Genomic DNA, 12,443 nt, shown 5'->3' with positions numbered 1-12,443 from the left:
CGCCGCTCCTCGAGTTCGGATCCGGCGTCTCGAGCCGCGCTGCGGACCGTCACGTCACTCCGATTCGCTGTCGTTGCTCTCGTTGGTACCGTTGTTCTCGCCGCCGCTGTCGTTACCGGCGTCCCCCTCCTCTTCCCTCGTCGGGCTCCCGTCCTCGTCCTCGCCGACCTCGGGATTGCTCCCGCCGCTGTCGTTGACGAGTCCCTCGTCTTCGTCCTGGTCCTGTCCGTTCCCCGTTCCCTCTTCGGCGGCCGGTTCGTCGTCTCCCCCGCCACCGCTGCCCGGGCCGCCACAGCCGGCGACCAGCGCCGTCGCCGCCGTCGCACCCGTTACCTGCAGCAGCCGTCGTCGCGTCCGATTCCGTGGACTCATATCACGTGCAACTATCCCGAGGCCGATAAGTCGATAGCCGACACTCGCGTGGGTCGAACTCCGTCGCTAAGGGAGCGGACGGCGACGGGTCGACTCGAGGAGTCACGAAGGAGAGGCGAACGCTGGAGCCGGCTGCTTCACAGCCCGTGGGGTTACCAGGTGCGTCGACAGGGGGATCTCCCGCCGGCGTCGAACTGCTCGACTCGAGGCCCGGGTTCGAAGAAGTCCCCGCGTTCGTCGGAAGCGACCCAGCCCTCGATGACCATCGTTTTTAACACCCCCCGGACGAGCGTCGGATCGTAGCCCTCGATCTCGCGGGGACGTAACGGGAGTCCCCGGCAGATCATCCACTCGAGGGCGTCGTTCCATATCGCGTCGCGCTCGGGGTTGCGCGCGTACATGTATTATTATTAGCTGCCGGTTCCCGACGATAGCTATTAATCTTCTCTCGCGCGTGGCGACGGGAATCAGTGGGTCGTGCCTCCCCACGTAGGCAGTAGGCAAAAACCCGACGCGAGTGAAGCGTCGTCCGTGACGTCCATTCCCGACGCTTTCCACGATCTGTTCGAGAAGCAAACGTTCGCTCACGTCGCGACGCTGACCGAGGAGACCGATCCCCACGTCACCCCGGTCTGGATCGACTACGACGCCGACGACGAGCGCCTCCTGATCAACACCGAACGCGGCCGCCGCAAGGAGCGCAACGTCCGCGAGGATCCGTCGGTGGGCGTCAGCATGATCGATCCGGAGGACCCGTACCGGCGGCTCTCGATCATCGGCGAGGTCGAGGAGCTCGCGACCGAGGGCGCTCGAGATCACATCGACGAACTCGCCCAGCGGTATACGGGCGAAGACGAGTACGGGGCCCCGATCGAAACCGAGCGGGTCGTTCTGCGGATCCGAGTCGACGAAATCGTCGACGCCCAGGACTCGAGTTGACCGCTCCCGTCGAGTCCATCGCCGTCACGCCTCATCGACGTCGGTATCCGTCGCGTCGCCGATCGAATCGTCCGTCTCGTTCTCGCCAGCGGACGACGCGTTCGAATACCGGCACCGAGTCTGCTGGTTGAGCAGCTCCACCTCGTGGGTGCGCTCGGCGTGCCGATTGAAAAACGCCTGTGCGTCCTCGAGGCCCTCGACGAGTCGTTCCGTGCCGCAGGTATGACAGACGCACCTGTAGAGGTCCTCACTCATCGATCGACGCTCGTGAGGGTCGGGTACTGACTATCGGTGGAACGAGGCGGGTGACGGTCGCGGGGACGGATGCAGTGCTGTTCATGGACTGTCCGGGTGTCTCGTGATGGTCGACGAACGATTCGCGTTCTCGTGCTGGTCGGTGCTTCCGGTCAAGATATGGTGTCGGGAGGCGGCCACTCTTTGACTCGATACGACAGTCATTGTCCACGACTTGTTCGACACCACAAAAACCCTCTCCCTAAACTATTTGGAGAGTAACCGGTTACTTATATGAGTTTTAAATTTCGAAGCTATCAGAGGGAGATTTATTGACCGGCGCTCCCACTCACTTTTCCCCGATGGCGTCCCCGGCGAAATAGTCGAAGGGGAGACTCCGCGTCTTCCGTAAGAGGCGTTCCCGCTCGATCGTCAGCGGGAGGTCGTCCAGTCGGGCGGTGACCTCGTTGACCTCTTCGGTGTCGTTGGCGACCGCCAGCGCCTGAATGTTCTCCCGTGCACTCAACATCTCGTCGACTTTGACGATGCGGGGGAGTTCGAGCGCTCGCTCGGCGACCTCGTGGCGGTCCTCGGTCGCGGCCGTACAGGAAAACTGGAGCCGGATCGGGAATCCGGCCTTCTCGTAGTCGATGATCGGTACGTAGCCCTCGATGACCCCGTCCTTCTCGAGTCGCTCGATCCGGTTGCGGATCGTCGTGTCCGTCACCGGTAACTGTTCGGCCATGTCGACCGGCGTCGTCGCTCGGGCGTTCTGCTGGAGGAGATAGAGGATTCCGTAATCGATTTCGTCGAGTCCGTCGGCGGCCATACTCAGGGTATCCGAGCAGTCGCTAAAGGGCCTTCGGGTCTGGGGCGGGTAAGCGGGGCGTACGCACACACCTGACCGCGTCTCGCGTCGATCGGTTCCCCTTCAAAAGGGGGACCGGAACCAGCGGCGCGTAGCGTCGCTTCCGTGTTGCCGTCGTCGTCCGCACACGCCGTTCGATGTTGGCCTTCTCCATGTTGACCGCGTCGCCGTCGCGGGTGACGGTCACCGACGTCTCCCGGTCGTCGAGATCGAGTCCGGCGATATCGACCGCCCCCTCCCTTCGCTTTCGAACCGAGAGCGAGGACCGTCCCACACCGCGGCCTATCGGCAGTCCCTACCCGCTCGGCGGGCGGACGGTGCGACGCCGTAGCGAGCGGTTGCCCGAACGGTCCGCCGGGCCGTGTATGCAGGGCGGACGACTAATGACAGCGGTGTGGACGGGATTCCCATGGCGACCACAGCCGAACTGCTCGTCGACTGTCTCGAGGCGGAAGGCGTCGAGCGCGTCTTCGGCGTGCCGGGCGAAGAGATCGAGGATCTGTTGTTCGCGCTGCGCGAGTCGCCGATCCGCTTTCTCCCGACGCGCCACGAACAGGGGGCGGCGTTCATGGCCGACGTCCACGGCCGGCTGACCGGCGAGGCCGGCGTCTGCCTGTCGACGCTCGGCCCCGGCGCGACGAACCTCATGACCGGCGTCGCCGACGCCCAGTTGGACAAGAGCCCGCTGGTAGCGATCACCGGTCAGGGGGGCCGCGAGCGACTGCACAAGGAGAGCCACCAGGCGCTGGACGTCGTCGACGTCTTCGAGCCGATCGTCACCTGGAACACCCAGATCGGCGAGCCCGAAATCGCGCCCGAATCGGTCCGAAAGGCGTTCAAGCTCGCCGAGTACGAGAAGCCCGGCGCGACCCACCTCGAGTTTCCCGAGGACGTCGCCGCCGAGGAGATCGAGTCCGAGCCGATCGAGGTCCGCGACCCCGTCCGCCGGCCGGACCCGGACGACGAGTCCGCCGAGCGCGCGGCGCGACTGCTCGAGGAGGCCGAGCGGCCGATCCTCCTCGCGGGCAACGGCGCCGTGCGGACGCGCGCGTCCCAGACCATCCGCGCGCTGGTCGACCGCGTCGGGCTCCCCGTCGTCGGGACGTACATGGGCAAGGGGGCGATCTCGGACCGCGAGTCGGCCTCGCTGATGACCCTCGACTCGGGGCCCGACGAGGAGGCCGCGCTGGCGATCGACCGCGCCGACTGCGTGATCGCGGTCGGCTACGATATCGCCGAGCACGACCCCGAAGGGTGGAACCCCGACCTCGAGAAGACCATCGTTCACGTCGACTCCGAACCAGCAGAGGTCTACCGCCACTACAACCCCGACGTGGAGATCGTCGCCGACGTCGGCGCCGCGCTGTCGGCCATCGACGAGCGCCTGTCCGACGACGCCTGCTCGCTGTGGTGTGACGACCTGCACGACCGCCTCCTCGAGTCGGTGACCGAGCCGCCGGCCGAGGACGATCCGGTCACGGTCGAGAACGCCCTACCCCTGTTGCGCGAGGCCATGGCCGACTCGGACGTCCTCGTCTCGGACGTCGGCAGCCACAAGATGGCCATCGCCCAGTCGTTCCCGACCTACGAGCCCAACACCTGCGTGATCTCGAACGGGCTGGCGACCATGGGCATCGCCGTCCCCGGCGCGTTGGCGGCCGATCTGGCCGTGGACGCCAACGTGGTGGCCGGGACCGGCGACGGCGGGTTCATGATGAACGCGGCGGAACTCGAGACCGCCTCGAGGCTGGACTGTAGCTTTACGACGGTCGTGTTCAACGACAACGACTACGGACTGATCTCCGAGAAGCAGGAGGGTCACCGCGGCGAGCACACCGGGACCGAACTGTCGAATCCGGATCTGGTGACGTTCGCGGAGAGTTTCGGTATCGAAGCGTATCGACCCGAGGGGTGGGACGAGGTGGCGGACGCGTTTAGCGAGGCCGTGCCGTCGGACGAGTTGGCGTTGATTGAGGTTGTGCTCGAGTGAGTCGATACGCGACAGGATTGAGGGAACCCACGGGGACGAGCCCGTACGGTCGATCGTAATCCTGCTATCGTCATTTTATCAAGATATATTTCATAGCGAAGCAGACATACGATCTAATTAATTTATGGCACAATTACTGGACCCGGTTGCTTGGGATCTTAACCTAATCAGCATCGTATTGGGTGCACTTGTCGGAATGATACTTCAAGCCTTTATCGGACCGTATGTATCCTCGATTGTCACATCCATGTATGTCTCTATCGAGGCGCCAAAATACGAGTCACCTGAATTAGATGTAACCGTAGTAAAAGAGAGATCCATATACCAAGAAGGAGAGTCTGTCGAATGCTATGATGGTTTAGAGTGGGACAATGAGTATAGTGTTTATCGCTTCGTCGCGTCCAATAATGGAGAATCTGATATTGAAAATTTGAAATTAGATATTCCTCTACCTGGATATAGTGTTTATACAAATACAGATGACGATACAATCGGTGGTAATTATGTGATCTACCCTCTCCTCACAACGCGAGTCCAAACTACAGGAGATGCATGTGTAAGTGAGAAAAATTGCTCGTTTAGGATAAAAAAGGAGAAATTAGCTCCAGATAATACCCTTGCAGTTGAGTTTGTAATATCTCAAAAGTTCGAGAAATGTGATGTGCTAAGAGCTTTTAGCCCTCGGCCAGAGGTATCTGCATCATTTGATTGGTACGTTAACGATAGTAGGAATTCTGAGGTAAAACATATTGAGTTGAATCAATTTGGTTCAGAATATTACAATGCTCTTCACGCATTCGAAAATTATACAGAGGGACCGTCGGCAATGGAAATGGGAAAACCCTATCATATTCTCATAGTCGGGATAGAAGACGAGGGTATAGAATCTGCTATAGAAAACAGTTGTATGTGACGAAGGGCCACTCCATTTTCGATAACTTGCTCTTTCAACCAGGTAGACACAGAGTCCTCCCTGATTCGAATCTGCTTGGGTCTAGTTACCTGCACCGCAGACTTATCATTTTACTCACTTCTTCGCCATTCGCGTATCCGTAGCGCTAATGCGCCACGCGTCGCTCCTCGGTTTGCGATGCGGGAAAAGTGGGCCGGCGCGAATTCGAATCGCGGTTACGGCCACCCGAAGGCCGAAGGATACCAAGCTACCCCACCGGCCCGCATCTCCAACTGAGAGCGTCCGATTGTTTAACGCTTGCGAAAGGAGTCCCCCTGCCGCCCGCTAGCGATTCACTGCCTCGAGCCCCTGCCCTAAAACCGTTCGTAGCCCTCGGTGTCCAGGTAATGGTGTGCGACCGTGATCGCCTGATCGGCGTGCAACAGCTCCGGACCCAGCCGCAGGCGCTGATCGACGACCTCCTCGAGTACCTGTTCCTCCGCGTCAGTAAAGTCCCGATGGTCGGACAACACGAAGACGGGGTCTGCGAGGCCCTCCACGCCGACGTCGACCACGGCGTCGCCGTCCTCGTGTAACTGCACGACGGTTCCGTCGGCGATCGCCTCGAGCGTCCCCTCGAACCCTCTCCGATACACCTCGATGCCCGGACTGGGCTCCGCGGGCAGCGCGCCGATGGCCTCGTCCCGGTGCTCGAGGGCGGTCCGAACCAGCGCCGCGGTGCTTCGCTCGTCGGGGTTGAGCCGGCGCAGCTCGCTCCCGTCGAAGGTGATCGTGAGCTCGTCCCGGACGACGAGATGCGTCCGGACGTCCTCGCGGATCCCGTGGGAGGTGACGAACGAGGCGGTGATCGATCGACAGAGCGCGTCGAGGCGGCCGGCCCCGCCCGCGAGGTCGTCCAGCGAGAAGTCGGGCTCGGTCGGGACGTCGTGGCCGATGCAGACGAACTGGCGCATACCGGTACGCGGAGGTCCGGGGGGATAGCCGCCACGGTTCGTCGCGACCGAGCGCCGCCGACTGCCCGTTCAGAGACCGGATCGCGCGGTAGTCGGATCCGTACCCGCGAACACCGTCGCTCCGTGTCGCCGAGACGCGGTATTTCGTCCTCGTTAACACTGCATAGGCATGGCCAACCGTTTCCCCCCTCTCGGGAGTGAAATGCTACTATGGCGAAATCACAGTCGTCAGCGACGGACAGCGAAGATCCGAAGTTGCTTGCGATCCTCGAGGGCAGACCGTGTCCGTACTGCTCGGACGGCGAACTCGAGCGCGGGAGCTACAAGGACAAGCAGGCGGCGATCTGTGACAGCTGCGACACGCCGCACGCCCAGCTGTGGCAGCCGGGCGATTAACGCCGGCAGCGATTTGCCGATTTCACGCTTTTCGCAAACTGAGCGCGGACGAGAACAGTCGCAGCGATCATCTGAACGCGTCGAATAGCTGATTCAGAGACCGTCCGGTGTCGGCTCCTCGCTCCGTCACCGCGATCGCGATCCCGAGTAATCGTGGCCGACGATCAGAGCGAGGGCGTGGGTCGCGAGGAGGCCGACGACGAGCGACAGGGATCCGGCGGAGTCGATGCCGGAGAGAAAGACGGGTAGATAGACGACCGGCAACAGGGTGCCGATCCAGAACCCGACTGCGGTGACGGAGTTGCCGAAGTGCATTCTCGGAGATCGGAGCTTAGCGCATCGACTCGAGCGGGACGAACCCGTCGTCGTAGGCGACGATCCAGGCGGAGTCCAGTTTCTCGTCGCTCGCCTCCCGAGGGAAGATCGCACACTCGTCGGGGGCGTCGTCGTTCTCGATCGTGACGTGATCGAGTTCGGTCAGCGATGCGTCGGTCTGGCGGGCGGTGTCGGCGTCCGGAGTCATGCGTGACAGGCGATGGATGATCGCGCTACCGATAGCTACCGCAGTCTCACCTATTGTTATCGACCCGCTAAACCGCAACGCGTACCGATTACGGTCAGTTCAGTCCCAGTTCACCCCAATCGTTCACGAATTCCTGACGAACACGTAATCTGACCTGTACGGCCCGAATACGGCGGATTGCAGTTGTGAAACTACCGGTTCCGTCCGGCTAAGCATCGATTTCAAACGGTTTCGATCGGTTCATCGCCAGCGATGCCGGCGGCTGGCGGCCGCGTCCGCGCGCTCTCATCTGGCTGGGGGTCGGGACCCCACCGTCAGCGATACCGTGGTCTCGTCGCCGTAGCGCCGACACTCGATCTCGATCGTGTCGCCCGGACTGGTCCGTAACGCGAGATGGCTCGAGAGCGCGTGGCGGTCGGGGATCGGCTTGCCGTCGATCGCGTAGATGACGTCGCCGCCGACGGGGATCGAGTCCCGCGGGCGGGGCTTCGCGGGCCGGAGGACGCCGTCGGCCGGGTCGCCGGGCTCGACCCCCGTGACGATGACGCCGGTCGCCTCGGCGAGGTCGTTGGCCTCGGCGATGTATCGGTCGACGGTCGCGAGGGTGATCCCCATGTAGGCGTGGTCGTACGTCCCGGTCTCGATCAGCGAGGGGACGACGCGACTCGCGATCGTCGCCGGGATCGCGAAGCCGATGTTGTCCCCGCCGCCGGCGGTGATGACGCCGACGACCTCGCCGTTCATATCGACCAGCGGCCCGCCGCTGTTGCCCGGGTTGACCGCGGCGTCCGTCTGGATCGCGTTCGAAAACGAGAACGCCCGGCCCTGCATGTCGAGCGTGCGATTGACGCCGCTGACGATGCCTTTCGACATGGACCCCCGGAACCCGTAGGGATTGCCGACGGCGAGTACCTCCTGACCGACGACGGAGCGTTCGGCGGCCAGCTCGAGGGGCGTCGCCTCGTCGGGGACTTGGTCGACTTTCAGGACGGCCAGATCGCTGTAGAAGTCGGTGCCGACGACCTCGGTGTCGGACCAGTCGCCGTTGATGTACTGGAGATCGACGGTGTCGGCGTCGGCGACGACGTGTTCGTTCGTGACCAGGTGGGAGTCGTCGACGAGAAAGCCGGAGCCCTGTCCCCCGCCCCGTTCGCTGCTGTACGGGCTCCCGGAGCCCAGCGCTCGTACCTGTGCGACTGCGTCGATAACCCCCTCGTAGACGTCGGTGAACGTCGAGCCGTCCGCGCGGTCGTCCGGGTCGATCGTCCGCTCGATCGAAGCCGAGGACGAGCCCTCCATCGAGTCGGCCGAGCGGGGCTCGGCACAGCCGGCGATAGCACCGACGAGACCGGAACCGGCGAGCGCGAGGAACTCGCGGCGATCCGGTCGAAATCCGTTCATACTCGGGACTCGCACTCGACCCATTTGAACGTCCGGGACGCGTGACCGTCTGTTTATCATTACTATCAGTCGAGGCAGAACGATACGCCGGTCGGGAGATCGATCCTCGCGATTTCGTCTCCGCGGGCCGACGGCCAGAAGGGAAAACGTGTTACCCGCGGCCGCCCGATTCCCGCCATATGATCACGGAAGACGCCCGCGCGCTGCTCGAGACGGGGCCGGTCTGTGACTCCTGTCTCGGTCGCCCCTTCGCCGAGCGGAGCTTCGGACTGACCAACGCCGAGCGCGGCCGGGCGCTGCGGACGACGATCGCGATGGCCGACGACGCCGACTTCGAGCCCGACGAGCCCGCCGACTGCTGGGTCTGCGAGGGGTACTCGGGGGCCGTCGACGCGATCGCCGAGACCGTCGTCGACGCCCTCGAGGACGCCGACTTCGCGACCTATCAGGTCGGGAGCCGCGTCCCGCCGCTGGTCGAGGAGAACGACCGGCTCCTCCGGGAGGACGCCGGCCTCGAGCCCGACGTCGGCGAGTCGTTCAAACGCGAAATCAACCGCGAGGTGGGTCGGCGCGTCGGCGCGAAGACCGGTACCGACGTCGACTTCGATCGCCCCGACGTGCTGGCGATCGTCGATCTGGAGGCGTTCGATCCCCTCGAGGCCCTCGAGTCGGGGACGGTCACGGGCCACGCGGTCGACGTCCAGCTCAACCCCGCCTTCGTCTACGGCCGCTACCGCAAACTCGAGCGGGACATCCCGCAGACCGAGTGGCCCTGCCGGGAGTGTGGCGGCAGCGGAACGCAGTTGAGCGACGACGGCGAGGAACCCTGCGACTACTGTGGCGGCTCGGGCTACATGTACGACACCAGCGTCGAACAGACCGTCCGCCCGCACGTCGTCGACGCAATGGACGGCGACGAGGGCACCTTCCACGGCGCCGGCCGCGAGGACGTCGACGCCCGGATGCTCGAGGAGGGTCGCCCGTTCGTCCTCGAGGTCAAGCGACCCAAGACCCGCGACCCCGACGCCGCGGAACTCGAGCGCGAGATCAACGACGCCGCCGAGGGGAGCGTCGAGGTCGAGGGACTCCGCCTCGCGACCTACGAGATGGTCGAGCGCGTCAAGGAACACGACGCGAGCAAGCGCTACCGCGCTGACGTCGAGTTCGCCGACCCCGTCGACGAGGCCGACTTCGAGGCCGCCCTCGAGGAGCTGACCGGAACCACGGTCCAGCAGGACACGCCCCAGCGCGTCGACCACCGGCGGGCCGATCTCACCCGCGAGCGGACCGTCTACGACATCGACGGCGAGCTCCGGTCGCCGACCGAGGCCGAGGTCCGCCTCCACGGCGAAGGGGGACTGTACGTCAAGGAACTGATCAGCAGCGACGACGGCCGCACGGAGCCGAGTCTGGCGGGCGTCCTCGAGACCGACGCCGAGGTGACCGCGCTGGACGTCACCGGCGTCGAAGGCGAGGACGAGCCGTTCGAACTCGAGGAGTACTTCCTCGACGAGCCGCGGGACGACGGCGAGGCGGCCTCGGCGGACGCCTGACGAGACGACTTATCGGCGGTTAGTCTTTTGCGAGCCCACGACCGAACAGCGCAACGATTTAGCCGTCGGCCACGGACCCTCGAGGTATGCCATTCGGCGTCGACGAAGCCGGGAAGGGACCCGCGCTCGGGTCGATGTTCGCCGCGGCCGTCTACTGCGAGGATCCCGCCGATCTCCCGGACGGAATCGCGGACTCGAAGCGACTCGCGCCCGAGCGCCGCGAGGAACTGGCGGCGACGATCCGCGATGACGAGCGCCTTCACGTCGGCGTCGCCGAGATCACGCCAACGCGGATCGACGATCCGGAGACGGACATGAACTCGCTGGCCGTCGCGGCCCACGCCGAGGCGATCGGCGGCGCGCTCGAGGACCTCGATCTCGAGTCGGACGGAGCCGAAGCCGACGCGCTCGAGGCCCATCCCACTGACGCGCTCGAGGCCACGTCCGACCGAATCACTGGGCTCTGTGACGCCTGCGATACCGACGAGGACCGCTTCGCTCGCCGCGTCGCGTCGGCCTGTGGGTCACGCCCCTCGCTCCCGGACCCGCTGGCGGACGCCCTCGAGATCGAGGCCCGCCACGGCGCTGACGACGAGTCGCCGATCGTCGGCGCGGCCAGCGTCGTTGCGAAGGTCGAACGCGACGCTCACGTCGCCGCCATCGCCGACGAGTACGGCCCCGTCGGCAGCGGCTACCCGAGCGATCCGAACACCCGCGAGTTCCTCGCGTCCTACGTCGACGAGCACGGCGACCTGCCCCCGTTCGCGCGCGAGACGTGGTCGACCTGCGAGGATCTGCTCGCCGAGGCTCAGCAAACGGGCCTCGAGCAGTTCTGAACGTCGACTGGCGCGCTCGAGGCGGGCCGATCGGTGCCGGCGAACACGTGTCGACCGTTTTATAATACTCGTGGACCCACGTCTCGAGCATGCTCGACGTGGTCGGACTGCTCGCGCTCGCGACCGTCGGAACGGCCGTCGTCTGGAAGGGAAGCACGTGGCTCGAGACGTCCGCGAACCGTCTCGCGGCGGGCTACGGCGTGCCGGCGGTCGTCCAGGGGGCGATTATCGCCGCCGCGGGCTCGAGCATGCCGGAACTGGTGAGCGTGCTCGTCTCGACGCTGTTACACGGTGAGTTCGAGATCGGTATCGGCACGATCGTCGGCTCGGCCGTGTTCAACCTGCTGGCGATCCCGGCCGTCTCGGTCCTCGCGGCCGACGACGGCGGGATGTCGACGGGTCGGGATCTGGTGTACAAGGAGGCGCTGTTCTACATGCTCGCGGTCGCCTCCCTGCTGTTGACGTTCTCGCTGGCGGTCATCTACTACCCGGCCGAAGGAGCGGGGCTGCAGGGAGACGTCACCCGACCGCTCGCGCTGTTCCCGCTGGTCCTGTACGGGCTCTACGTGTTTACCCAGTATCTGGACACTACCGAGGACGAGACGACGGCCGACGGCGACGTCGCCCTCGGGCGGGCCTGGCTCTGGTTCGGGCTCGGACTGGCGGTGATCGTCGTCGGCGTCGAGGGACTGGTCCGGGCCGCGGTCGGGCTGGGCGAGGCCTTCGGCACCCCCGCGTTCCTCTGGGGGATGACCGTCGTCGCCGCGGGCTCGAGCGTCCCCGACGCCTTCGTCAGCGTCGCCGCCGCCCGGTCGGGCCGTTCGTCGGTCAGTCTCGCGAACGTGCTCGGCAGTAACGTCTTCGACCTGCTCGTCGCGGTGCCGGCCGGCGTGCTGGTCGCCGGGACCCTGTCGATCACCTTCACGCACATCGTTCCGATGATGGGCTTCCTGATCCTCGCGACGATCGTCTTCTTCACCGTCATCCGGACAGAGATGCTGCTCTCCAAGCGCGAGGCGCGGCTGTTGCTCGGGCTCTACGGCCTGTTCGTCGTCTGGCTGCTCCTCGAGAGCGTCGGCGCGACGAACGTCGTCCCGACGTGAGACGCGGATCGCAGCGATCGGCGGCTCCTCGCGTTCCCGACCCGTCGCTGCACTCGCAGGCGCTCCGCTTTTCCCGTCGGAGCGATCAGTTGCGACGTTCAATATGCCAGTCTGCACGAACTGCGACAACCCCGTCTCTCTCGACTTCGAGCGCGTCTACGGTGACGACGGAACCGTCAACTGGTGCCCGCGGTGCCGAGACGCGACGTAACGTCGGTATCCGAACCGTCTCTGCTCGCGAGCGGTAGCGGGGAGTTCTCGGCACCGTGCCGTGTCGCACGACGGATCGAGCGGCGGAGCCGCTCTGTGAACGACTCGAGTCGAACGGCGCTTCGATCGATACGGACGGTGATGAGAAGCGT

At 64.6% G+C, this 12,443-nt stretch carries 16 protein-coding genes and 1 tRNA gene; 7 read left to right on the top strand and 10 right to left on the bottom strand.

Annotated features, from left to right (window positions below; translation table 11 throughout):
* Nucleotides 1–54: 54 nt before the first annotated feature.
* Complete coding sequence (locus tag WD430_RS03805; protein ID WP_339104707.1) at nt 55–372, bottom strand: hypothetical protein; 318 nt, start codon at nt 370–372, stop codon at nt 55–57.
* Between the two features lie 152 nt (nt 373–524).
* Entirely contained in the window at nt 525–773 is a 249-nt protein-coding gene (locus WD430_RS03800) for a hypothetical protein (protein WP_339104706.1), read from the bottom strand.
* Nucleotides 774–903: 130 nt separating this feature from the next.
* Here WD430_RS03800 and WD430_RS03795 point away from each other — a divergent pair, with 130 nt between their 5' ends.
* Nucleotides 904–1,311, top strand: coding sequence for a PPOX class F420-dependent oxidoreductase (locus WD430_RS03795; protein WP_339104705.1), 408 nt, complete (start codon nt 904–906; stop codon nt 1,309–1,311).
* 24 nt (nt 1,312–1,335) lie between these two features.
* On the opposite strand, the gene WD430_RS03790 is transcribed toward WD430_RS03795, so the two are convergent.
* The 3 genes from WD430_RS03790 to WD430_RS03780 form a co-directional block, all read right to left on the bottom strand.
* Entirely contained in the window at nt 1,336–1,566 is a 231-nt protein-coding gene (locus WD430_RS03790) for a hypothetical protein (protein ID WP_339104704.1), read from the bottom strand.
* A gap of 328 nt (nt 1,567–1,894) precedes the next feature.
* Nucleotides 1,895–2,374 carry an Lrp/AsnC family transcriptional regulator gene (locus WD430_RS03785; protein WP_339104703.1) on the bottom strand — a complete coding sequence of 160 codons (480 nt, stop codon included), beginning with the start codon at nt 2,372–2,374 and terminating at the stop codon, nt 1,895–1,897.
* Between the two features lie 22 nt (nt 2,375–2,396).
* Nucleotides 2,397–2,687, bottom strand: a complete 291-nt coding sequence (locus tag WD430_RS03780) for a hypothetical protein (RefSeq protein WP_339104702.1) — start codon at nt 2,685–2,687, stop codon at nt 2,397–2,399.
* A 135-nt stretch (nt 2,688–2,822) separates the two neighbouring features.
* On the opposite strand from WD430_RS03780, the gene WD430_RS03775 reads away from it, so the two are divergent.
* Both WD430_RS03775 and WD430_RS03770 read left to right on the top strand, forming a co-directional pair.
* Nucleotides 2,823–4,403 (top strand): acetolactate synthase large subunit, encoded by a 1,581-nt coding sequence (locus WD430_RS03775; protein WP_339104701.1) that lies wholly within the window; start codon nt 2,823–2,825, stop codon nt 4,401–4,403.
* 124 nt (nt 4,404–4,527) lie between these two features.
* Nucleotides 4,528–5,316, top strand: a complete 789-nt coding sequence (locus tag WD430_RS03770) for a hypothetical protein (protein ID WP_339104700.1) — start codon at nt 4,528–4,530, stop codon at nt 5,314–5,316.
* A gap of 189 nt (nt 5,317–5,505) precedes the next feature.
* On the opposite strand, the gene WD430_RS03765 is transcribed toward WD430_RS03770, so the two are convergent.
* Both WD430_RS03765 and trmY read right to left on the bottom strand, forming a co-directional pair.
* Nucleotides 5,506–5,578: transfer RNA gene (locus tag WD430_RS03765), tRNA-Pro, on the bottom strand.
* A 91-nt stretch (nt 5,579–5,669) separates the two neighbouring features.
* On the bottom strand, nt 5,670–6,269 hold the full coding sequence (trmY, locus tag WD430_RS03760) for a tRNA (pseudouridine(54)-N(1))-methyltransferase TrmY (protein WP_339104699.1): 600 nt from the start codon (nt 6,267–6,269) through the stop codon (nt 5,670–5,672).
* Nucleotides 6,270–6,479: 210 nt separating this feature from the next.
* Here trmY and WD430_RS03755 point away from each other — a divergent pair, with 210 nt between their 5' ends.
* Nucleotides 6,480–6,665, top strand: a complete 186-nt coding sequence (locus WD430_RS03755) for an HVO_A0556 family zinc finger protein (RefSeq protein ID WP_339104698.1) — start codon at nt 6,480–6,482, stop codon at nt 6,663–6,665.
* A gap of 126 nt (nt 6,666–6,791) precedes the next feature.
* On the opposite strand, the gene WD430_RS03750 is transcribed toward WD430_RS03755, so the two are convergent.
* The 3 genes from WD430_RS03750 to WD430_RS03740 form a co-directional block, all read right to left on the bottom strand.
* Nucleotides 6,792–6,980, bottom strand: a complete 189-nt coding sequence (locus tag WD430_RS03750; RefSeq protein WP_339104697.1) for a hypothetical protein — start codon at nt 6,978–6,980, stop codon at nt 6,792–6,794.
* 16 nt (nt 6,981–6,996) lie between these two features.
* Nucleotides 6,997–7,188: a hypothetical protein gene (locus WD430_RS03745; protein ID WP_339104696.1), complete on the bottom strand. Its 192-nt coding sequence runs from the start codon at nt 7,186–7,188 to the stop codon at nt 6,997–6,999.
* 285 nt (nt 7,189–7,473) lie between these two features.
* Nucleotides 7,474–8,589, bottom strand: coding sequence for a trypsin-like peptidase domain-containing protein (locus WD430_RS03740; RefSeq protein WP_339104695.1), 1,116 nt, complete (start codon nt 8,587–8,589; stop codon nt 7,474–7,476).
* Between the two features lie 179 nt (nt 8,590–8,768).
* Here WD430_RS03740 and WD430_RS03735 point away from each other — a divergent pair, with 179 nt between their 5' ends.
* The 3 genes from WD430_RS03735 to WD430_RS03725 all read left to right on the top strand — a co-directional run bounded on the left by WD430_RS03735 (nt 8,769) and on the right by WD430_RS03725 (nt 12,081).
* Nucleotides 8,769–10,142, top strand: a complete 1,374-nt coding sequence (locus WD430_RS03735; protein ID WP_339104694.1) for a tRNA pseudouridine(54/55) synthase Pus10 — start codon at nt 8,769–8,771, stop codon at nt 10,140–10,142.
* 86 nt (nt 10,143–10,228) lie between these two features.
* Entirely contained in the window at nt 10,229–10,978 is a 750-nt protein-coding gene (gene rnhB, locus WD430_RS03730; RefSeq protein ID WP_339104693.1) for a ribonuclease HII, read from the top strand.
* An 89-nt stretch (nt 10,979–11,067) separates the two neighbouring features.
* Nucleotides 11,068–12,081: a sodium:calcium antiporter gene (locus tag WD430_RS03725; protein WP_339104692.1), complete on the top strand. Its 1,014-nt coding sequence runs from the start codon at nt 11,068–11,070 to the stop codon at nt 12,079–12,081.
* The last annotated feature ends 362 nt before the right edge of the window (nt 12,082–12,443 follow it).

The sequence above is a fragment of the Haloterrigena sp. KLK7 genome (genome assembly GCF_037914945.1).
GTDB lineage: Archaea > Halobacteriota > Halobacteria > Halobacteriales > Natrialbaceae > Haloterrigena > Haloterrigena salinisoli.
This window is presented reverse-complemented; position numbering and strand designations above follow the sequence as displayed.